General features: G+C 68.5%; 20 protein-coding genes and 1 pseudogene. 11 read left to right on the top strand and 10 right to left on the bottom strand.

Features of this window, described 5'->3' with window-relative positions; all coding sequences use genetic code 11:
- Positions 1-207: 207 nt before the first annotated feature.
- Together Scani_RS08965 and Scani_RS08960 are read right to left on the bottom strand one after the other, a co-directional pair.
- Entirely contained in the window at positions 208-1,233 is a 1,026-nt protein-coding gene (locus Scani_RS08965; protein ID WP_159472025.1) for a hypothetical protein, read from the bottom strand.
- 220 nt (positions 1,234-1,453) lie between these two features.
- Positions 1,454-1,744, bottom strand: a complete 291-nt coding sequence (locus Scani_RS08960) for a hypothetical protein (protein ID WP_159472022.1) — start codon at positions 1,742-1,744, stop codon at positions 1,454-1,456.
- A 271-nt stretch (positions 1,745-2,015) separates the two neighbouring features.
- On the opposite strand from Scani_RS08960, the gene Scani_RS08955 reads away from it, so the two are divergent.
- From Scani_RS08955 to Scani_RS08945, 3 genes are all read left to right on the top strand, one after another.
- Positions 2,016-2,495 carry a hypothetical protein gene (locus tag Scani_RS08955; RefSeq protein ID WP_246295642.1) on the top strand — a complete coding sequence of 160 codons (480 nt, stop codon included), beginning with the start codon at positions 2,016-2,018 and terminating at the stop codon, positions 2,493-2,495.
- 332 nt (positions 2,496-2,827) lie between these two features.
- Complete coding sequence (locus Scani_RS08950) at positions 2,828-3,325, top strand: GNAT family N-acetyltransferase (RefSeq protein ID WP_159472019.1); 498 nt, start codon at positions 2,828-2,830, stop codon at positions 3,323-3,325.
- 219 nt (positions 3,326-3,544) lie between these two features.
- Positions 3,545-5,203 carry a hypothetical protein gene (locus tag Scani_RS08945; protein WP_159472016.1) on the top strand — a complete coding sequence of 553 codons (1,659 nt, stop codon included), beginning with the start codon at positions 3,545-3,547 and terminating at the stop codon, positions 5,201-5,203.
- A 245-nt stretch (positions 5,204-5,448) separates the two neighbouring features.
- Here Scani_RS08945 and Scani_RS08940 read toward each other — a convergent pair whose 3' ends face one another.
- Complete coding sequence (locus Scani_RS08940) at positions 5,449-6,051, bottom strand: DUF4328 domain-containing protein (RefSeq protein WP_246295641.1); 603 nt, start codon at positions 6,049-6,051, stop codon at positions 5,449-5,451.
- 544 nt (positions 6,052-6,595) lie between these two features.
- On the opposite strand from Scani_RS08940, the gene Scani_RS08935 reads away from it, so the two are divergent.
- The gene (locus Scani_RS08935; protein ID WP_159472010.1) at positions 6,596-7,198 is read left to right on the top strand and encodes a lipoprotein; all 603 of its coding nucleotides are present in this window, start codon (positions 6,596-6,598) and stop codon (positions 7,196-7,198) included.
- Here Scani_RS08935 and Scani_RS08930 read toward each other — a convergent pair.
- The 3 genes and pseudogenes from Scani_RS08930 to Scani_RS08920 all read right to left on the bottom strand — a co-directional run.
- Positions 7,176-7,469, bottom strand: a pseudogene (locus Scani_RS08930) (response regulator); the annotation flags it as partial. The gene Scani_RS08935 and the pseudogene Scani_RS08930 sit on opposite strands and share 23 nt — an antisense overlap.
- Positions 7,466-8,116: a sensor histidine kinase gene (locus tag Scani_RS08925; RefSeq protein ID WP_246295640.1), complete on the bottom strand. Its 651-nt coding sequence runs from the start codon at positions 8,114-8,116 to the stop codon at positions 7,466-7,468. The pseudogene Scani_RS08930 and the gene Scani_RS08925, both read right to left, overlap by 4 nt.
- 209 nt (positions 8,117-8,325) lie before the next feature.
- Complete coding sequence (locus Scani_RS08920) at positions 8,326-9,270, bottom strand: MBL fold metallo-hydrolase (protein WP_159472003.1); 945 nt, start codon at positions 9,268-9,270, stop codon at positions 8,326-8,328.
- Positions 9,271-9,350: 80 nt separating this feature from the next.
- Here Scani_RS08920 and Scani_RS08915 point away from each other — a divergent pair, with 80 nt between their 5' ends.
- A complete protein-coding gene (locus tag Scani_RS08915; protein ID WP_159472001.1) occupies positions 9,351-10,055 on the top strand; it encodes a TetR/AcrR family transcriptional regulator in 705 nt (234 codons plus the stop codon).
- A gap of 764 nt (positions 10,056-10,819) precedes the next feature.
- Positions 10,820-11,542, top strand: coding sequence for a dienelactone hydrolase family protein (locus tag Scani_RS08910; RefSeq protein ID WP_159471999.1), 723 nt, complete (start codon positions 10,820-10,822; stop codon positions 11,540-11,542).
- A gap of 230 nt (positions 11,543-11,772) precedes the next feature.
- Here Scani_RS08910 and Scani_RS08905 read toward each other — a convergent pair whose 3' ends face one another.
- A complete protein-coding gene (locus Scani_RS08905) occupies positions 11,773-12,225 on the bottom strand; it encodes an Lrp/AsnC family transcriptional regulator (RefSeq protein ID WP_159471997.1) in 453 nt (150 codons plus the stop codon).
- Positions 12,226-12,335: 110 nt separating this feature from the next.
- On the opposite strand from Scani_RS08905, the gene Scani_RS08900 reads away from it, so the two are divergent.
- Positions 12,336-12,953, top strand: a complete 618-nt coding sequence (locus Scani_RS08900; protein ID WP_159471995.1) for a LysE family translocator — start codon at positions 12,336-12,338, stop codon at positions 12,951-12,953.
- 31 nt (positions 12,954-12,984) lie between these two features.
- Positions 12,985-13,464, top strand: coding sequence for a PaaI family thioesterase (locus Scani_RS08895; RefSeq protein WP_159471993.1), 480 nt, complete (start codon positions 12,985-12,987; stop codon positions 13,462-13,464).
- A 13-nt stretch (positions 13,465-13,477) separates the two neighbouring features.
- Here Scani_RS08895 and Scani_RS41690 read toward each other — a convergent pair whose 3' ends face one another.
- Together Scani_RS41690 and Scani_RS08890 are read right to left on the bottom strand one after the other, a co-directional pair.
- Positions 13,478-13,612: a hypothetical protein gene (locus Scani_RS41690; protein WP_281391892.1), complete on the bottom strand. Its 135-nt coding sequence runs from the start codon at positions 13,610-13,612 to the stop codon at positions 13,478-13,480.
- 172 nt (positions 13,613-13,784) lie between these two features.
- A complete protein-coding gene (locus Scani_RS08890) occupies positions 13,785-14,621 on the bottom strand; it encodes an EamA family transporter (protein WP_159471991.1) in 837 nt (278 codons plus the stop codon).
- Between the two features lie 119 nt (positions 14,622-14,740).
- Here Scani_RS08890 and Scani_RS08885 point away from each other — a divergent pair, with 119 nt between their 5' ends.
- Entirely contained in the window at positions 14,741-15,325 is a 585-nt protein-coding gene (locus Scani_RS08885; protein WP_159471988.1) for a helix-turn-helix domain-containing protein, read from the top strand.
- Between the two features lie 379 nt (positions 15,326-15,704).
- Here the strand turns inward: Scani_RS08885 and Scani_RS08880 are convergent, their stop codons facing one another.
- Complete coding sequence (locus Scani_RS08880; protein ID WP_174872660.1) at positions 15,705-16,823, bottom strand: hypothetical protein; 1,119 nt, start codon at positions 16,821-16,823, stop codon at positions 15,705-15,707.
- Between the two features lie 470 nt (positions 16,824-17,293).
- Between Scani_RS08880 and Scani_RS08875 the strand changes: the two genes are divergently transcribed.
- Together Scani_RS08875 and Scani_RS08870 are read left to right on the top strand one after the other, a co-directional pair.
- Positions 17,294-18,334 carry a vWA domain-containing protein gene (locus Scani_RS08875; protein ID WP_159471985.1) on the top strand — a complete coding sequence of 347 codons (1,041 nt, stop codon included), beginning with the start codon at positions 17,294-17,296 and terminating at the stop codon, positions 18,332-18,334.
- 792 nt (positions 18,335-19,126) lie between these two features.
- Positions 19,127-21,523, top strand: coding sequence for an Orn/Lys/Arg family decarboxylase (locus Scani_RS08870; RefSeq protein ID WP_159471982.1), 2,397 nt, complete (start codon positions 19,127-19,129; stop codon positions 21,521-21,523).
- Positions 21,524-21,565: the final 42 nt, after the last annotated feature.

Raw genomic sequence — 21,565 nt, 5'->3', positions numbered from 1 at the left:
GGCTCGACTCATGCCGTCCGTGCCGCCCATGCCGCCATGCCGTACGTACCGGCGAACGGGGGAGTGGTGACCGGCAGCCGTGTCACCGCAGACCGAGAGAACCGCGCTGCGTCGACCCACACCGGCACCAGGACGGCGCAGCCTGTCGACTTCACGACAACTCGTGAACGTCACCTGACCGCAGATCTGGGTGCCTCCCAGAGCCGGTCACTCCGGTTCCCCGCCCCCACCCGGCTCGTCGCCCCCTGCCGGCTCGAACGACTGCAGAGCGTCTGTCAGCACTTCGAGCGTCTTGTCGGCCAGCTCGTGCAGGAAGGCACTGCACACCCACGCCTCCACTCGCTCCTCCTCGTCATCCGCCTGCTCCTCCTCGTCCCACCCGTAGTCCTCGGCGAGTTCGGCACGGCCGCCCGGGCTCCGAAGGAGGTAGCCGATCCGGTTCGCATAGTCCGGATCGTTGGTGTCGGGATGCTCCCTGGGGCCGTGAACGCACGGCTCGTCGCCCAGCAGCGGAACCGCGGCCTGGATCCCCTTGACCATCGAGTCGAGTACCGACCGGTCCGTGATCCTTTCCGACGCCGCGTACCAGCAGGTGGCGTTCATGGTCACGAGGAAACCAGCCAGCAACCCGCGGGTCGGCCGATCGGGAAGGCAGACGGCCTCGTCGGCCAGCAGTTCCTGCGGATCGTCGTAGGGGTAGTCGTTCACCACGCCTGAGAGCATTCTGATGCTGCTGTGGTGGTACTTCGGCGCTCCGGCCGGGATGCTCCGGACGGTGAACGGGGCGATCATGTCCGTGGCCAGGCGGGCCCATCCGGCGACGTTGCCCGGACACAGTACCCGCCCGGCGCCGGTGTCACCGGCCGGCGAGACGAGTTCGCCGGTCAGCAGCCCGTTGTCACCCGTCCAGATCTCATCCTCCAGCGAGTCCATCTCGGCCTCGTACGGATGGTCGTCGTGCGAGCAGGACTGGCCGTCCAGCGCCGTCGCCGCGTCGCGCAGGGCGTTGAGAGCGGCTTGTTCGGCCGCCTTCCCGGGGCGCCAGGCGAGGTAGCCCGACATCGCCACCAGCCCGGCCACCCACACATGAGCCTGCTCTCCGCCAGGATCGGAGGCGAGCCTGCCGGCGCACTCCAGGACGAGGGGATCCGCTTCGTCCGCCGGGGACGTGTCGTGGATGTGCTGCCAGGCGTCGGCGAGTTGGTCAACGGTGAGGTGGGTCGTATCGATCACGACCTACACGACGAAGCCCGAGTCCGGGCGGTTCCCGGTGTCCGAGCGGGCTGCCGGGCGCCCGGCTTCGCGTGCCCGCGAGCCGGCCTGCCCGCGAGCCGTCCGCCGCTGCGCGCAGCGGCGGACGGCCCGACAGACACACGTGAGTTGAGCGATCAAGCGCAAGGCTCTGTTCGACAACGGACGGACACAGCACAAGCTCACTCCGAGCGCAGCACCGTCAGCACTTGGGCACCCGGCTGGGCGAGACCTCACCACCGTCGCTCATGATCGACGTGCTTTCGTCGATATACCCGGATCCGCCGTCGTACGAGACCTTGTACGTCCCGCCGTAGCCGAATCCCGTGGCATCCACTCTGCCTGGTGTGTAGCACTCGACCGTCACCGGCGTGAGCGTGGTCAGATCGGCCACCGGCTTCTGCCCCCGGGGATCGGCATCCGGCCAGACCGTCACCCTGTCGTAGTCACCGATCTTTCCGTCGATGCCGCCACACCCTGCCAGCACAGCCATCGCTGCCCCGACTGCAACAACCGACACCACCACACTCTGTGTGCGATTCACTTTCCTTCCCCCGTCCCTTCCACCCGCACGAATTGCGCTGCGTAGGGCCACTGTGGGCTCGTTGCCCTGCCCGGGACAAGACCGCCTCATATCGCTGCCCCCGCAGGGGTGGGGGACCTGTGGCTGCCGTGGCTGGGTATGCGGCAGGGGCGACCGGAGATGAGTTCGAGAAGCGAGCTGACACAGTAAGTTGCGGTGGCCGGAAGGTGAGTTGATGTGTGTGGCCTACGCGGTCGGCCACGGTGGCAAAATGGAGACTTCGACGATGCCGAGGGGGCTGTACGGCATGCACACGCCTGCTGACTACCTCGAACTGGCGCGTGCCGAGAACGACGGTGCGGTCCTGCACCGACTCGTGCGATGCCCCTACCCCTTCGTCTGGCACGCGCTGGCGGCCAACGTCCATACGCCGACCGTTGCTCTTCTGGAGCTGAGTGCGGCTCGTGACAGTGCCTGGAACGACAACATGCTCCTCCGCCTGCTGGCGGAACACCCCGGCGCGGACCGCATCGTTTTGCTGGCCGTCCTCGATGCCGTGGCAACGAAGCTCACGGAGGGCGAACGGCCCTACGCCGCCGTTCTTGCCTTGGCGGAACGGAGGGAACTGGAAGTGGAGGAGGTACGACGACTCGGGGCTCTCCGGGGGTCTTCCGCTCGTCTGCGCAGTCGGCTCGACCAGAGTCTCGGCTCCCGTGCCTGAGTCATCTTCCGAACTCGCCGACGCCGGCCCGTACCGTCCGCAGTGGGCATGGCACCAGCGCGGGTGATGACGGAGCACTGTGACTTACCGGCCTGGGGCGTCCGACTAGCCCCTCCCGCCGCGAGTCCTACGGAACCCGCCGCCCGAGCTCGCCGTCGGCAAGGCGCAGCTCATCCTGCGCCACCTACGGCGCGCTTCTTGCACCGTGCTTGCCGGCGACCCGAGCGAAACAACCTTGGGCTGAGGCGCCGCAGGGCTCGCCGCGCCGCTCCCTCTCCGCCGCTGTTCGGAATTCGAGGCGGTCCGGGAGCCGCTGCCAGTAGGGTGAACGCATGATCGAGGTGCGCTGCGCAGGGGCGGACGACGGGGACGTCCTCGGTGAGATCCACGCCGCGGCCTGGGAGGCGGCCTATGCGCCCTTCTTCGAGCCGGAGTTCGCTGCTCGTGCTGTCCAGAGCAGGCGTACTCGATGGCACGCGCGGATCGCCGAAGGGCCAGGGACGATCCTGCTCGCCGTACTCGACGGCCGCCCCTTGGCACTCTCCGTCGTCCTCTCCTCCTCGACCCGGCCGGGACTCGCAGAGATTCCCACCTTCTACGGACACCCGGACGGCTGGGGCAGTGGGATCGCCACCGCACTGATGACCGAGACGCTGCGTCGCCTGCGCGACGACGGATTCGCGCGGGTCCACCTGTGGACGCTGCGCGACACCCCACGGTCCCGCCGCTTCTACTCCAAGTGCGGCTTCACCGGGACCGGCGCCGAGCGCGCCTTCGACTTCGGCGACGGCAACCCGCTCGACCAGGTCGAATACGAGCGAGCCTGTTGACTGTGGCACGTACGCGTCGACGGTCTCACCGGCGCGGCCCGACCACGAAGAGCCCTCCACCGGCGGCGGCCCGGAGATGCCACTGCGTAGCCGGGGGAGCGGCAGCCATACCGTCGCGCCCGCCTCGGCGCTCACGGTTCACGACGCATGTCTCGTCCGGAACTTGACGGGCCGCCAGTAGGGGGCCGGGCTTCACGGATGTCTACACGGGGGAATCACATGGATGACTACATGGCGGACGACGTCTACATGGCGGGCAGGCACGCCTCGGAGGGCTCTCCCGCCCACAAGCTGTACCTCTGGATCGAGTGCCTGCACGAGATCCTGGACCGGTTCGTCGACCAGTTCACCTCCGAGGAATGGAAGCACGACTACAGCGCCCGCGAGCTGCCGGAGCTGGAGGAGCACCTGCTCGACTTCTGCAGAGGCGACGACGGCAGCGACTCGAACGCGATGTTCATCGAGTCCGTCGCCGTCTACCTGGGCGAGACGCTACTGGAGGAAGCGGGCGGACGCTGGGACTGGGACGAGAGCGCGGGCACGGACGGGTTGCCCGTGGTGTGCCCGGACCCGGTCCTCGGCCTTGAGCCGGTCGTTCCGCTCCTGGTCGTAGGTCAGGCCATCAAGGAGCGCACGGGGAAGGTCTTCGCCACCGTCGCGCGCCTGCTGCGCAAGGCGGTCAGGGACCGGCAGCGGAAGCACCCGGAGTGGTGGCCGAAGCGGGTGCCCACGCCGTGGGTTCACTACGGATGCCTGTTCAGGGCCGCGGACACCGCATACCGCTGGCAGAACGCCGGCATGATCGACTATCTCGACTGGTGGGCCGAGGAGGCGGGCGGCCGGGAGCGCTGGAACTTCACCCTCAAGTCCCTGGACCTGCTGGAGGCGTTGCTGCGCGAGAGCTTCCCGACGGTCGAGGACTACCACGAGGCCAGCGACGAACCCTTCTGGGTCATGGCGGCGTGGTACCTGGGCAAGTGCATCGTCGAGTGCAAGGACGCCCAGTGGCAGTACCGCGGGATCAACCCCGATGCGCCGCCCGGCACGTGGCACGCCGAGGATTGCTACTGGGCCGGCGCCGTGTTCGTCAACCAGCGGCTCCGCTACGACGGCCACGCCGAGCTTCTCCCCGTCATGCTGCGGGATGTCGTCGCCGGCGAGAGTCTGCGCGATGTGGTGGACCGCTTCCCGGACCGCGTCCCGGAGCGCGAGTACGTCTGGGGAGAGCCGACCTGGCCCTCCGCGCTGTGGGAGCTGGTCCGCCCGGAACATCTGGAGACGCCGGCGCTTCCGCCCCTCACGGGAGAGGAGCTGAAGGAGCTGGAGAAGGCGGACGACCTGGAGGGCCCGAACTGGGAGGACAACCACCGGCTGAACGCCTGGCTGGCCGAACGCCGGGCGGCTTTCCCCGCGTGGGCCGAGGAAGCGGGCGGAGGAACCGTCGAATGGGACTTCTCCCCCGAGAGCCTCGACCGGCTCGAAGACTTGGTGCGTGGGGCGTTCCGTACCTACGAAGAGGCCTCCGCCGCGAAGGATGCCCCCTTCCTGGTGGGCGCGGGGTGGTACTTCGGGGAAGTCCAGGTCCGGGAGTGCGGTGCCGTGTGGAGGTGGTGCCCGCGGCCTGCCGACGAACCCGGCATGTTCGATGTCCCGATGGTGGCGGGGCCCGTACCGGAGCCGGAAGACGGGGACGAGCCCGACGAAGAAGACCCCCACGAAGATCCCTACGAAGACCCCGATGACGACCTCGAGGAAGAGGACGACTACGCCTACATCTGCGACCCCATGGGCGGGCTGCGCGCCCTGTTCCTGCCCGAGTCGGACGAGGGGCTGCGGGGGGCCTTGGAGTCCTACTGCCGACGGGTTCGCGCCCGGTGAGCGGCGGCGCGGCGGGAGGGTGATCGCGGTCAGCGTCTGGTGGCCTGGGCGAGGAAGGCCCCGCCGTCCATGCCGGGTGGGGCATGTACGCCTTCGAGGTCAACCCGCCCAGGACGGGAAAGCTGACCCGGCGGGCAACAACCCAGTGAGTGCGGCGCGTTCATGCTTCGACAGGCAGGTGATGATGCACGCGATCACGGGCCCGGCACCGGTCGGAGCCGGGCCCGTGAGAAGCCGGAGCCCCGCTACTGCCAGACCGGCCCGCGCAGCGCCTTCTCATGCTGCATCCGCGTGAGGCGGTGTACGAAGAGAATGGCAAGGACGGCGGCCAGGATGTTGAGGGCGTCGCTGGCCATGAGCCCCGCGATCGCGCCCTTGATCTCTTCCGCTTCCCGGGCCCTCGCGTACCTCTGGCTGGCAAGGCGTCCGAAGATCAGGTTCAGGATCCACAGCAGCCACCACCCGTTGAGCAGCGCCCTGGAGCGGGATTTCCCGTCGGCGCTGGCGTTCCAGATGTCGGCGGCTATCTGCCGGGGAAACCACAGGTTGGCCACCGGCACGACCCAGCCCCAAATTGCCCAGGCACGCTTCTTGACGTGGTATTCGGGGGCGAACACCTCGGCATTGACGCGGGTCCGATGGAACCAGACGACAAAGACCACGGCGGTCGCGACGGTAGTCGCCATCTGCACGATCCCGGACGCCTCGTACAGGCTGTCCGCCTGGTTGGCTTCTTGTGGGGTCACGGAACCGAGGCCGTCGATGAGTTTGCCGAGCAGTTGGTACGAGTGGTTGCCCTGCCAGAGCGCGAACAGATCTGCACCGATGACGAGGCCGAGCAGGATCATGACGGCTTTAGCGAGCCCGAGAGGCGAGCGGAGTAGGGCCTGCGGGCCGGATGGAGCGGACCAGCCGGATGTCGGCGGCGGTGGCGGTGCGACGGGCGTATGAGACATGCGAAACCCCCCACGGGTTCTGATCAGTGTGTTTGCGCGCGCAGTGGGACGTCTCTCCCCGAAACGGTCCAAGCGGCAGGCGGAACTTACGCGTTCCACATACCCCCTGTCCACTCAAAAAAGGGGCAGACCAGGCAGCCTTGCTCTCTGCACTGCTCACGCCGCATCAGCCACTCAGCACGCAGCACCCTCGATCCCGAACGACTGACCCGCCCAGCGCTCGGCCTTCTTGAGCCCCGCGTCACACTCACGCCTCGCCGGACGACGAGTCGGTACGGGTTGTGCACTGACACTGATCTGTGTACTGCCGGATGGATGGGATGTGCGCCCTCGCTCCTGCTGCAGCGGGAAGAACAGTGTGGTTCGAGATCGAACGTGTCGTATAAGCTGCGGCGAATTTTCAAAACTTCATGCTCAAGTGCGGGGGATTTCCGGAATGCGCAAGGTGTCGCAGATCGTGCTGGGCGCTGTGGCCGCGATGAGCGTGCTCAGCGGCTGCTCGTTCGGCTGGGGCGGGGACGAGAAGAAAGCCGCCGAGCCGAAGCTCGGCGACAAGGGAACGGCGTGCGTACTGCCGGTGCACTTCACCCCCGCGACGTCCTGGAAGGCGACAGCCATCACGCAGGCGACGGTGGACCGGATGGGTCCGCTCGGCCATCAGGGGCCGCTCACGCCCGCCTGTGAGCTCAACGCCAAGCCCGCCGGCCACATCGGCTTCCTCACCGTGTGGTCCGGTACGAAGGGTGCAGCCGCGCCCGGCGGCACCTCCCGCGCCCTGATGAACGCGTTCGTCGCTGCTGAGAACTTCAAGAGGAACGTCACGTTTCGCGAGCTCAAGGCCGGTGGCCTGCACGCCACCGAAGTCAGCTACCGCGTCACCGACCTGTCCGCCGGCGAGGTCAGGCCCGAACGTGCGCTGGGCGTGATGACCAAGCACGGTGGGGTGGTCATCCATCTCGGAGGCCTCAACGCGGAGGAGCACAAGGCGATGCTCCCCGCGTTCGAGCTGGCCAAGAAAACCCTCGGCCCGACCTCCTGAGCCGCTCGTCCTCGTCGAAGGTGGTGAGTATGAGGACGCGGGTCGTAGCCGGACCGTCCGTGATCAGGCGGGTGGCCTCGATACCGTCCATGCCGGGCATGCGGATGTCCATCACCGCGACGTGGGGAGCGACCTCCGTGACCAGTTGGACCGCTTCGGTGCCGGTGGCGGCCTCACCGACGACCTCCAGGTCGGGGTGGTCGGCCATGAGTACACGCAGGCCGGACCGCACCAGCGGTTGGTCGTCGGCGAGCACCACCCGGATGGTCACCGGACCTCCACCGCAACGCCGACGGGGGCGGACAGCGGCAGCCGGACCGCCACCCGGAAGCCATCCTCGGGGCGCGGCCCGGCGCTGAGGTGACCGTTGAGCAGGCCGACCCGCTCCCGCATGCCCACGAGGCCGAAGCCGTGGGCCGAGCCGTTCCCCGTGATGCCGCGCCCGTCGTCGACGATCTCCACGGACAGCTCCTCGTCCCCGTGGTCGATGGCCACCCGGCAACGCCCGGTGTCCGCGTGGCGGACCACGTTGGTCAGTGCTTCCTGCACGATGCGGTAGGCGGAAAGGTCGATATCGGCCGGCAGGGCGCGTTGCTCCCCGCTGCGGCGCAGGTCGACGACCACTCCGGCGTCCGCGGTCGCTGCCGCCAGCCGTTCGACATCCGCCAGCCCCGGCGAGGGCGCGCGTGGTGACTGCTCCGGAGCGGTCGCGCCGTGGTCTGCCTGACGGAGCGACACCAGCGTGCGCCGAAGACCCGACAGCGTCTCTCTGCTGGTGGTCTCGATGGCGCGTAGAGCCTCGCCGGACTCCGCCGGCTGGGTCCGGATGACCCGGGTCCCCGCCCCGGCCTGGAGGGGATCGTGTACGCACTCTGGCCACTGACCGCGGTCGCACTCGCCGTGCTCGTCGTGAGGCACCGCGACGTGTGAACGTGTCTCCAGGATGCGCGCATCGCGTCCTGGAGACACGTTTTGAGGCGGGCCTTCCGGCTGCTGCGTCAAACGGCGACGACCAGTGCCACGCCGACCTGACCATGCGCTCTGACGGCCGAGGGCTCGGGCGCGGCCCGCACGCGGGACACGAACGGGGCTCGCCTGCCCGGGGGTTGAGGCCCGTGGAGCCGATATCAGACGGCCGAAGAACCGTTGTAGAAGGCCCGCACGGCAAAACTTGTCCATTCGGGGTGGTCCCAAGTGCTCCATCGGGAACGGGCACTTTCGCTGATCCTCTCCGCGGCCTCGTCCTCCGTGGCGCCCCGGCCGCGCAGGCGCGTCGTCTCAGCGCGCACATACCCGAGGTAGTCCCGCACCTCCCGGATGAGCGTTGCGTCCGTCACCTCACCATGCCCAGGAACCACGATTTCGGGGTCGAGGGCGAGGAGCTGGTCGAGCACGCTGATCCACCGATCGGCATCGACGTCGGTGTCATGCGGCGGGAAGTACGGCGCGATGGGAAACATGCGCGTCTCCAGCAGATCGCCGCCGAACAGCACGCGGTCGTCGACGAGCACGACCTGGTCGCCGACGGTGTGCGCCGGCCCCACCTCCCGAAGGAGCACCGTGCGGCCGCCCAGGTCGACCTCGGCCTCCCCGGTATACGTCACATCGGGGTCGACGAACTGCACGCCTTCCAGCTCCGCCGCAACAGCCGGACTCAGTCCCCGGAACATGTCGGCATAGGCAGCGCCCTTGCGGTGCAGCTCCGCCCGCTGCGCGGCGTTGTAGACGATCGTCGCAGCACCCTTGAAGGCTTGAGCCCCGAAGCCGTGCTCGGGGTGGAAGTGGGTGAGGGTCAGGAACAGCCGCCGCCCGCCGGCCAGCCGCCTGGCTTGCTCCAGGACGTACCTTCCGTTGCGCTGCCCGATCCCTGTGTCGATGACCAGTGCGGCGTGATTTCCGACGACGATGCCGATGTTGGGGACGATCGGCACCCGGTTGTCCGGGATGACGAACACCCCTTCCGCCACCTCGATCGGCTCGCCCTGGACCCTCGGCGGGGGAGCGTCCGCCCGGTCGGGCGGAGTCGGCTCTCCAGCCGTTGCGGTGTGCGGCGAAGGTTCGGTTTGGCACATGGCCGAACTCCCATCTGATCAGTGTTCAGATCCACTCGGGCGAAGGTAGCACGCATCTGAACACTGTTAAGATCTGCCGCATGCCCAAAAACCGCTATCACCACGGGGAGTTGCGAGGAGCCCTGCTGGACGCCGCCGAAGCACTGGTCCGCGAGCGCGGTGCAGACGGATGGTCGCTGCGGGAAGCATCGCTCCAGGTCGGAGTCAGCCCGAGCGCGGCCTACCACCACTTCAGTTCGCGGGAGGCACTCGTCCACGCGCTGTCCGGGCGGGTGTTGGCCCAGCTGGGGGAGCGGCTGAGCCTCGCCGTGAAGGAAGCGTCGAGCGAAGGCCGGCAACAGCGCCTCATCGCCTACGCCCGCGGGTATGTGAGGTGGGCTCTCGACGACCCTGCCGTCGCTCGCCTCGCATTCGGTGCCGGGGATCCCGAGATCCCCCTGCCGACACACCCCCACGACGTGCTGGCCGCGGAACTCGACCGGCTCGTCGACGCCGGCGGGCTCAGCGCCGCGGCTCGACCCGGATCCGAGTTCCTCCTCTGGTCGGCCATCCACGGGCTCGCCAACCTCCTCGTGGAAGGCCTCGTCCACCTCGATGACCACCAGGCGATCGACCTCCAGACGGAGCGCCTGGTCCGAACCGTCCTCAACGGACTCGCGCACGAGCACCCGGCAGCCCCCGCTTGGCCGCAAGCCCGCTCCGCACACACGGAACGCCTGGCGCACCAGTCCGTGCGCCCCGAACGGCCCGGCACAGCCGTCGGCGATCGGGGCGATCGCGAATGACGCCCTAGCCCGGCGCCCATGGCGTTGAGCGGGCCCTGCCGGGTGACCTCGGCCTGGACACCTGGCTCTTCCAGCCTTGGCGGTCGTTGCCGCGACGCCCCTGACTCAGTCCCTGTCGGCTCACCCTTCTCCTGCGCCGCGACTCGACGAGACCGATGCCTGCGGGCGTTACCTGCTGTCACTCCGCAAGGCGGTGAAACGCTGATCGAGGAGGTCAACGCACTCTGGGAGGCTGGGCTGTGGCAGACCGGCGTGCTCACGCATCGCCGCAATGGCCTGCACGTTGTGCCCGATGGAGACGAGACGGTCCACTTCTGCTTGCATCTCGGGCGGGATCCGGCCCCACAGAGAATCGTCCATCCATGTAGGGAACCACCTCAGTGGCCTCAACCGCTTGGCGTTTCCGCCCGACGCAACCACTCGCCCTCGGTGCCCGCCGCAACAGGCAAGAAGTGGCCTCCTCTCAACACCCTCGCACCCCCGGCACGCCGCGCCGTCGCAGGGCCTCACCTCGGGCAGCCGCGATGAGGCCCCAAGCAGCTCTGCGTAGTGTTCCCACTCCGTGGCATTCGGCCACGGAGCCCGCGCAAAAATCCGTTTGGCCGACCACGGCACCCACTGCTACTTTTCCGGAGGCCGTGCAAGAGAACGAGGAGGTGGTACCCGTGAACGCAGAATCGACATGGGTGCTCCCCTCCGGGGTCACGGTCGGGCGATAGGTCGTCCGGGAGCGCCGTTCCAGAGCACTCCCGAAAGGCACGACCATGCAATTCACTTCTGAACAGCGTCTCGACGACGGCGTCCTCGAACGCGAATTCACCCTCGGCGAGATCCCCGGCACCCTGTGGACGCCCGAATCCGCCGCACCGGCCCCGCTGATCCTGATGGCCCACAACAACGGCCTGCCCAAGGGGGAACCGCGACTGGTGGCCCGGGCCCGGCTGTCCGCGGCGTACGGCTACGCGGTGGCCACCATCGACGCCGCCGGGTGCGGTGACCGGCCCCGTTCCGCCGCCGACGAGCAGGCCCGCGCCGACCTCCGTCGGGCGATGCAGGCCGGCGAGCCGGTCGACGAGATCTTCGAGTCCTTCATCGCGCCGCTGGTCGAAAAGGCGGTCCCGGAATGGCGGACCACCCTGGACGCCCTCCTTTCGCTGCCCGAGATCGGTGGCCCGGTCGGGTACGCGGGATGGACCGCCCTCGGTATTCGGCTGACGGCGGTCGAGCCACGCATCGCGGCCGCCGGTTTCTTCGCCGGGGGGTACGTGCCCCGCGCCCAGCGCGAGGAGGCTCGGCAGGTCACCATTCCGCTGCTCTTCCTGCTGCAGTGGGACGACGAAGGGAACCCCCGGCAACGGGCCCTGGACCTGTTCGACGCCTTCGGCAGCAAGGAGAAGACACTGCACGCCAACTTGGGCGGACACCTCGGTACCCCGTGGTTCGAGAGGGAGGACGGGGACCGGTTCTTCGGTCGGCACCTGAAGTGAGGCCGGGCCGTCAGGCCGGCAGCAGACGGTAAGCGGTGTGGGCCAGGACGCTGCTCGTCAAGGACAGGTCCCGGCTCTCAACAGCTCTCCACACCGCGGGCCCCTGCCCACTCGGCAGGGGCCCGCGCTGCAGCGGGCGTCAGCCGACGCGGCCGGTTGCGGGACAGGGGCGGCGATCCCACTTGCGTACCCGACCCCCGGGCGGCTGACGGGCCGGCTCGCTTCGGTCACTACTCGGGCAGGGGGCGGTCGTCGACGACGTGCTTCATGACGAGGGTGGAGGTCAGGCGTTGGACGCCCGGGAGCCTGGCCAACTGCTGGTCGTAGAGCTGCTGGAAGGCGGTCAGGTCGGTGGTGGCGACGCGCAGGAGGTAGTCGGGTTCGCCGAAGAGGCGCTGGGCTTGGAGCACGTGGGGGACGGCGGCCACGGCTTCTTCGAAGGCGGTGACGGTGTCGGGGTCCTCCCAGCGCAGGGTGGCGAAGACGAGGGCTTCGAAGGTGAGGCCCAGGGCTGCCGGATCCACGACCGCGCGGTAGCCACGGATTGCGCCCTCGCGTTCGAGGTCACGCAGGCGGCGGTGGCAGGGCGAGACGCTGAGCTGCACGCGGGCGGCCAGCTCGGTGACCGTGAGACGGCCGTCCAACTGCAGCTCGGCAAGAATTTTCCGGTCCATGGCATCCATGGGGAAATTCTCCCTCACATGCCGCGATCATGGAGTAAATGAAGGAACACTTTCGGGCAGATCGGGCCTAGCCTTCCTCTCGCAACGCAGAACGTGAGAGGGAACGATCTATGGACACGACCACACTGGCGGCATTCCTGGCAGTGGACCTCCTGCTGGTGTTCACCCCGGGTGCGGACTGGGCCTACGCGATCTCGGCGGGCCTGCGGGACCGGTCGGTCGTCCCCGCGGTCACCGGGCTGATAGCCGGATACGCGGGATACACACTGCTCGCCGTCGCGGGCCTGGTGGTGATCGTGGCGAGCTCACCGACCCTGCTCACCGCGCTGACGGTCGCCGGGGCCGGCTACCTGGTGTGGCTCGGCTGCAGCGTGCTGAGGCAGCCCGCCACCTTGACGGCCTCCGAGCGGACCATGGACTCCTCCCGCCTGCAGATCATGCTCAAGGGCATCGGCATCAGCGGCCTGAACCCGAAGGCGCTGCTGCTGTACTTCTCGCTGTTCCCGCAGTTCATCCATCCGGCGACGGGCTGGCCGGTCGCCGTGCAGACCGGACTGCTCGGCACGCTCCACATGACCGCCTGCGCCATCGTCTACTTCGGCGTCGGCGTCCTGGCGCGCACCGTCCTGAAGACCCGGCCCGCCGCGGCCCGGGCGGTCACCCGCGTCTCCGGTGCCATGATGATCGTCATCGGCGGGTTCTTGCTGGTCGAGCGCCTGGCCGGCTGAAGCATCCTTCTCGCACCGTACGCACGCAGTCATGAACGCCGAAGGAGAGCACGCGGAAGACCATCAGACCCAGCAGGAGCAGGCGAGCCCCGAGATGGTGGCGCGCATCCGGGAAAGCTTCGATCGGCAGGGGCTGATGGCCCACCTCGGCGCCCGCATCACGCAGATCACGCCTGGCCGCGTCAACATCGCGCTCCCGAGCCGGCCCGAAGTCACCCAGCAGCACGGCTACTTCCACGCGGGTGCCATCAGTGACGTCGCGGACAGCGCCGGCGGGTACGCGGCGTACACGCTGTTCCCCGAGAACACCGAGGTGCTCACCGTCGAGTACAAGATCAACCTTCTCGCGCCCGCGGTCGGGGACCATATCGAGGCGGTCGGAACGGCGTTGAAAGCGGGACGCACCTTGACGGTGTGTCAGCTAGAGGTGTTCGGCATGCTGGACGGCCGGCGAAAGCTTGTCGCAAACGGGCAGCAGACGCTGATCCGAGTGAACCCGTCCGAGCGATGAGCGCGCATCGTCCTCACTCATCGCTCGGTTCGCCCCGTGGGTATACGGCTTCGCTCATGTCGAGGCCGAGCGTCTGCACGAGTTCGTCGCCGGACGCGTTCACCTGGCCGTCTCGCAGCTCGGCCAGGCGGGCCGGCCTTCGGCGCACCGAAGGACTCCTTGCCGGACCAGCCCGCTGACGCCCAGTACGCCCAGTATGACCGAAGCCCTGGCCCTCCGCGGTTCCGGTCTGCCACTCGACTTCGTCCAGGGCGGGCGTCCCGGGACTGAATGAACATGCGGCGCTCGTGCCAAGACGGTCGGCGCGGTGGAAGGGAAGATCAGGTGAGGGCGAGGAGGCTGACGGCGACGGCTGCGGTGCCCAGGCCGACGAGCTGGCCGCGGTGGATGCGTTCGGCGAGCACACCGCGGGCGAGCAGGACGGTGCCGGCCGGGTAGAGGGCGGTGATCACGGCAACGACGGCGAGGTCCCCGCTGCGGGCGGCGAGGAGGAACAGCAGGTTCGCCACGGAGTCCAGCACTCCCGCGGCGGCGGACATCGCGTATGCGGGCCGCTCGGTTCCGAGCCTGCGGTGCATCAGCCCGGCTGCGGCGAGGGTGGCAGCCGAGGAGACCGCCCGGCCGATGATCAGCGGGGCCACCCCGCTGTCGCCCGGCGCCTGGTGCAGGAAGGTCAGTTGGAGGGCGATGGCGGTGCCCGCGCCGAAGGCCAGCAGCAGCGCGTTGCGCGAGGGGCGCGCCGTCCCGGTGCCGTGTCCGGCACTGACCAGCACCACCGCCGCCAGCGCGAGCGGCAGGCCCACGAGTCCGGCGGCGCCCAGGTGTTCGCCCTGCAGCAGGCCCACACTGACGGGCAGGATGGCGGACACCAGCGCGGTGATGGGCGAGAGCACATTCATCGGGCCGATCGCCAGGGTGCGGTAGAGCAGGGCGAACGCGGCGGCCGAGGCGACGCCGGACGCGGCGCCCCAACCGAGAACTCCGGTGCTGAACGAGGCGCCGAGGAACGGCCACAGCAGCAGCTCGACGGCGAGCGAGGCCGGAGCCGCGACCATCACGGTACGCAGCACATGAGCCTTACGGGCTCCCAGGCCGCCGAGGAAGTCGGCGCACCCGTAGGCGAGTGAGCTGCCCAAGGCCAGCAGCAGAGCGATCAAGGTACATCCCTTAGTATGGCAATGGAACGACTGAAACGTACAACAGATCGACCGGTCGATGTCAATCAAACGACCGGAGGGTGCATTCAAGTGGTCCACCTGCGAGGAATGGTGATCGGATGGCCGAGACAGAGGCGGCCCTGCGGACGCTCGCGCACAACGTCAGGACGGCTCGGACCCGTGCGGGGCTGTCCCTGGACGAGCTCGGCCGGCGCGCCAAGGTCAGCAAGGGTGCCCTCGTCGGGCTGGAGAAGGCCCAGGGCAACCCGAACTTCGCCACGCTGGTCCGGCTGGCCGACACCCTCGGCGTCTCCGTGTCCGCCCTGCTGGACGGCCCCGCAGAAGGCCGCGTCCGCGTCGTGACCGCCGACGCCGTGACGCCGCTGTGGACCGGAGAGCAGGGCAGCGAGGCCCGCCTCATGCTCACGACCTCCGGACCGGCCCCGGTCGAGGTCTGGCGCTGGAAACTCGAGCCGGGCGAGGAATACCCCAGCCACCCCCACCAGGCCGGAGTCGTCGAAACCGTCAGTGCCACCGCCGGCCGGATGACCCTGATCCTCGACGGCATCGAGCACCGCGTCGAGGCCGGACAGACCGCCACCTTCGACGGCGACGTCCCGCACGCCTACCGAGGCTCCGGCACGGAAACCTGCCACCTGATCATGACCGTCCACCTCCCGCCCGGCCCCACGTCGTCCTCCTGACACGACCACGCCGACGAAGGCCGCGGAGGCGGGCAGGCAGGCTCCCTGCGGTCAGGACACCGGTGGCGCGTGATCCGACCCGGCGCGACACCGCCGTGCGCGGTTGATGCCGTCGCTCGGCCCGGTGGCAGGGCCAGACCTGCGGCGCCCGCCACCGTCATCCGTACGGGAGTTGCGCAGCCCGAAGGCATCAAACCGCACCACGCACCACACACTTCCGGCCTCTAAGAATCCGAGCCTCAGAGAAGCCGCCGTGCGCTGCACGCCTTTCCGACGTGTGTCAGAGCCCGCGGCTCAGGAGCCCCCGGGCGCCTCCTGAGCCGCGGGCTCTGACGCCCGGCCGGCCGGTTCTCCGTCTGCGACGGACACGCTGCGTGCGCTATTCCTCCGTGTCCGGCCCTCGATCGGGGAAGGCGCGCAGTCTCAATTGCGTCGCCCGGTGGTCCGCGAGCCACCGCATCCGGTTGTCCTCAGCCGCGAGACCGGCGACTGCGACCTGGGTCCACTCTTCGCGGTCGAGCACCGAGATGTACCGCGTCCGGAGCGCTACCTGCTGCTCCGCGGTGCACCCGGCAGCCTCAGGAGACTTTGCGGTCAAGTGCTGGGCCAGCAGCGCGAGGGTGAAGTACCGCTCGATCGTCGGGTCGGGGGAACCCACATTGCGAGCATGAGCTTCCAGGACCGCTGCCGAATGGGGGTAGTGCGCGAGGGGGAGCCCCATCCCCCCACAGTCGCTCATCATGTGGAGTAGCCGACCAACGTGGTCGAGCATCACGCTGTCGGTGTCGAGTTCCCCCAGCGCCTCATGGAGTTTCGCGACCGTGGCGACCTTGCCGGCGAAGTACCCGTTGAGGAAGTCACCGTCACAGGCTCTGCGAAGCAACCATGATCGAGTGGCTAGGTCGTCCAATCGGCAGAGGGCCTCGACGACGTAGACGCGTCCCCAGCCGGTGACTCGATCAGCGAGCCACAGCAGGGCCTCGCCCCCTCCCGGCAACCTCTCGAAAGCGTGCACCGCCAGGGGCCCAAACTGGTGGGACAACAGCCCGATCGTTTGGATCAACGGGATGTCCTCGGTGGTTCCGACAGCCGCGACCATCGCCAGGCCAACGGTGACCGAGCATCGGTCGGTCCCATGTCTGACCAGCCACCGGCCGGTTCGGAGAGCACGGTCCCTGTCCGCCCGCTCAGCCGCGGCCGCGATGTGTTCGTTGTGGTGATTCGGGACGTGGACGTCGTGGAAGGCATCGCCCAACTCGCTTGGGCAAGCCGAGGCTCGAGCGAAGTGCACGTCCAGAATGCGCGCTACGTCCTTGCCGGCCGACCGTTGGTCTTCAGGTATCTGCGGCCGAGGCCGACGACGATGCAATCCATCCTCGGGATACGGTTCGCCATCCCGCGGCAGTGGCTCATCCGGTGCCATCCGATGCAGCCGAAGCGCGTGCTCGAACAGGGTGATCTGCGATCCGGGCAGTCCTGTCCCGGTCGTCTCGCTCATCGGCGGACGGCGGACTCGATTCTCTTGGTCATGGCCCGGAGCCTGCCAGGCCCGAGCCGACGTCACAAGCCTTTTGCCGGGCACGGCCCGTGCCACACCCCAACCCCCAACCAGCAAGCACCACCGGTGGGATCTGTTCGACGGATCACGATACGGAGACCAGGACGACAATCTCCGCCCGCCCATCATGCTCTGGGAGGCGGACACCCACGGCCACCGCCACGGCGTCGGCGCCACGCTCGTGCACTTCGCTCGCCGCCGACTTCGGGTAGTGGACCGCCGATGCGTCCTGGCCAAGCCCGGTCAGTGACGCGGGCCGACGCCTCGGCCGCAGGCTCTGCCCCGAGGGCACCTGGGGCAGCTGACCCGCCGGCAGGCCGTCGTGTCTGCGTCCGACCTGGGCTCCAAGATCGATTGTCAGTGGTGGGTGAGAAGGTAGGAGCATCGAGTCGGAAAAAGGGGGAGCAGTTATGTCCGGAAGCCAGAACTACATCAATCACGTTGCTCTTGTGCTGGATGCCAGTTCGTCCATGTCGCACCTGAGCCGGAAGGTCGTCGAGGTCGCCGACCAGCAGATTGCATATCTGGCCCGCCGATCGAAAGAGCTGGACCAGGAAACCCGCGTCACGGTGTACGTCTTCGCGGACAAGGTGGAGTGCGTCGTCTACGACAAGGACGTGCTGCGGATGCCGTCCCTGAAGCAGCTGTATCGAGTCGGTGGAATGACGGCTCTGCTGGCGGCCACGCTGCAGTCGCAGCGGGAACTGGCGCAGACAGCGCAACTCTACGGCGACCACAGCTTCCTGACGTTCGTGCTGACCGATGGGCAGGAGAACGCAAGTCATCGCTGCCTGAATGCCCCCACCAAGAATCCGCGTGAACTGGTGCAGGCCGTGGCCAAGATGATCGAGACGCAGGAGGACAACTGGACGCTGGCTGTCCTCGTACCGGACCAGATGGGCAAGCGCGAGGCCATGCAGTGCGGCTTCCCGAAGAACAACGTCGCCATCTGGGACGCCACGAGCACACAGGGTCTGGAGGAGGCCGGGCAGGTCATCCAGCAGGCAACCGAGAAATTCATGGTGGGCCGGGCCCAGGGAATCCGGGGATCGCGGGCGGTGTTCTCTACGGGCGCCGAAGCCGTCAACAAGGACACCATAAAGGCGGCCGGTCTCACCCCGGTGGATCCGTCCGAGTACCAGCTGATTCCGGTGGCTCGCGAAGCGGCGATCCGGGAATGGGTCCTCGAATGCGGGCACACTTACCGTACCGGTTGTGCGTTCTATCAGTTGAGCAAGTCGGAGAAGATCCAGGCGCAGAAGCAGATTGCGGTGCTGGACAAGAAGACGGACCGGATTTACACGGGGCCGGAGGCGCGAGCCCTGCTAGGTCTGCCGGCCATGGAAATGCGCGTCAAGCCGGACCACAACGACGACTTCACGATCTTTGTGCAGAGCACCAGCGTGAACCGGAAGCTGATACCGCACACGCGGCTACTGCTGATGGTCTGACGCCTCAGAAGCCCCGCCGGCCCGACCGGCGGGGCTCCCCTCGACTGCCGGACTCCGAGCGCCGGGCGTCGAGGAGCACGACTGGCCCCAATCGCTCGCCCCACTGAGGTCACGCGAGGGCGAGGAGGCTGACGGCGACGGCGGCTGTGCCCAGGCCGACGCGCTGGGCGTGGTGCATCGCTCGGGCGAGCACACGGAGGGTGCGCTGGACCCTGGAGGTGCTTGTCCGAGTTCACGTCAGCGGATGCCGGCGGTGGGCGACGGCTCTGCCGGCAGAGCTGGCAGCACCGCCATATGAGCCGCCGTGGCTACCGTGGCCGGCCAGGTCCCGCCCGGGGCCAGCGAGGCGAAGCCAGGAGCCGATGTCGCCTCCGACCGCACCGATACGTCGCATGATTCCGCCGCACCAGTGCGGTGCACGAGACCCGCCCGCACCGATCAGCGCAGCATCTGACGTGTCTGACGTGTCTGAGGTGATCGCGCAGTCAAAGGCCCGCGGGCCTCCCACTCTTCCTGCCTTCACGTGAGGAACTCAGCGTCTGTTGTCTGCCAGGCCGGCTGCCCAGACCTCGGCCTCACCACAGGTGGCCCGAGCCCCCCAGATCGCTTGTCCCGTTCGCCGTCAGGAGCGTTCACACACGCGGTCCAAGGCGGTGTTTCCCTCGTCGGAGTGGTTTCGCCCCGGCATCGGGCCGCTGCCGGTGATCTTCCGGTTGCCTCTCGGACAGCACGCATGGCGCGCACAAGCAGACCATGCACCGGCACGTCACATGCAGAGCAGAAGGGGCCACTATGACCGACGGGACGGTTCTGTTCGCCGTACGCGAGTTCTCACAGGGGGAAGGCGCCGGCGCCGAGCAACTGCGCAGAATCCGCAGCGAGCTGGAGAGCCAAGGCCTCGACGTGCGCTGGGCCACCACGGCCGACGACGCCGGGGCAGTGCTGCGCACCGAGGCAGGCCTGGCCGCCGCCGTGGTCGACTGGGACCTTCCCCAGGCCGTCGAAGAAGGCGGGGAAACAGGGGGCGCGGCGGTATTGCGCCAGGCCGGCCGACGCTTCCAGAACCTCCCCGTCTTCCTGGTCACGGCCGGCGAAGACCTCGAACACCTGCCCCTGTGGGTGGCCGAAACGGTGATCGGCTACATCTGGCCGCTGGAGGACACCGCACCCTTCATCGCCGGACGCATCGCCGGCGCCGCCCGCGGCTACCAGCACAACCTGCTGCCACCGTTCTTCAAGGCCCTGCGTCGCTTCGACCACGCGCACGAGTACTCCTGGCACACCCCAGCCCACTCCGGCGGTGTCGCCTTCCTCAAGTCCCCTGCCGGCCGGGCCTTCCACGACTACTTCGGAGAACGGCTGCTGCGCAGCGACCTGTCGATCTCCGTCGAGGAACTCGGCTCTCTCTTCGAACACACCGGCCCGGTCGGCGCGGCGGAACGCAACGCCGCTCGCGTCTTCGGCGCCGACCGCACCTACTTCGTACTCCACGGCGACTCCACCTGCGACCGGATGGTCGGTCACTTCAGCGTCACCCAGGACGAGATCGCACTGGTGGACCGCAACTGCCACAAGTCGGTGCTGCACGGCCTGGTCCTCTCCGGAGCCCGACCGGTCTACCTGGTCCCCACCCGCAACGGCTACGGACTGGCAGGCCCCCTGCCGCCCGCCGAGATCCAGGCACAGTCGGTCCTCTCCCGCACCAGCCGCAACCCACTGACCCAGGGCGCCGTCTCGCCCGACGCCCAGTACGCGGTGCTGACCAACTCCACCTACGACGGCCTGTGCTACGACACCCTCCAGGTCGCCCGGGCCCTCGCACCCAGCACCCCCCGGCTCCACTTCGACGAAGCCTGGTTCGCCTACGCCCGCTTCCACCCCCTCTACGCCGGCCGCTACGGCATGGCGGTGGGCCCCGACACCTTCCCCGGCCCCGAACGCCCCACCGTCTTCTCCACCCAATCCACCCACAAGATGCTGGCCGCGCTGTCGCAGAGCGCCATGGTGCACATCAAACCCGCACCCCGGGCGCCGGTGGAGCACGAACGGTTCAACGAGGCGTTCATGATGCACGGCACCACCTCACCGCTGTATCCGATGATCGCCTCCCTCGACGTGGCCACCGCGATGATGGACGGCCCCCAAGGCCGCTGCCTCATCGACGAAGCGGTGACCGAAGCCATCCGCTTCCGCCAGACCGTCGTACGCGTCGGCCGGCGCATCGCGGCCGCCGGTGACCGGCCCGACTGGTTCTTCGGCGTCTGGCAGCCCGAGGCCGTGACCGACCCGGCCACCGGTGAACGTCTGCCCTTCGCCGACGCCCCGGCCGAACTGCTGCGCACCCAACCGTCCTGCTGGCAGCTCGAGCCCGACGCGCGCTGGCACGGTTTCGCCGGCCTGACCGAGGGCTACTGCCTGCTCGACCCCGTCAAGGTCACCCTCACCTGTCCCGGCATCGATGCGACCGGGCAGATGTCCGACCTGGGCATCCCCGCCCGCGTCCTCACCGCCTACCTGGCCACCAGGAACATCGTGGTGGAGAAGACCGACAGCTACACCACACTCGTCCTCTTCTCCATGGGGATCACCAAGGGCAAATGGGGAACGCTCATGGATGCCCTGATGGACTTCAAAGCGCTCTACGACGACAACGCGCTCCTGGAGCGGCTGCTGCCCGAGCTGGTCGCCGCCCACCCCCACCGCTACACCGGCAAGACCCTTCCCGAACTGTGCCAGGAGATGCACCACCACCTGCGCGACGCCCGCCTGGTCGAGCTGCTCGACACCGCCTTCCAGGACCTGCCCGAGCCCGTCACCCCGCCACAGCACTGCTACCAGCGCCTCATCCGCGGCGGCACCGAACGCGTAAGACTGGCCGACGCGGCCAACCGGGTGGCCGCCGCCATGGTCACCGTCACCCCGCCGGGCATCCCCGTCCTGATGCCCGGCGAAAACACCGGCACCCCCGACGGCCCCCTGCTGCGCTACCTGACCGCCCTGGAAACCTTCGACCGGCGCTTCCCCGGCTTCCGCAGCGAAACCCACGGCGTCACCCTCGCCCCCGACACCGGCGACTACCTCATCGAATGCGTACGCCAGATCCCCACCCAGCAATCCGGCCGCGCTGCCGAAGAGCACCACACCACACCCCCACAGAACCAGCCCAGCCCCCAACTGCCCTCAGCCTGACTCGAAGACACCAGCACCCCTCCCGCCCTAGCCCACTCACCC

The organism is Streptomyces caniferus, from assembly GCF_009811555.1.
In the GTDB taxonomy this organism is placed as follows: Bacteria; Actinomycetota; Actinomycetes; order Streptomycetales; family Streptomycetaceae; genus Streptomyces; species Streptomyces caniferus.
This window is presented reverse-complemented; position numbering and strand designations above follow the sequence as displayed.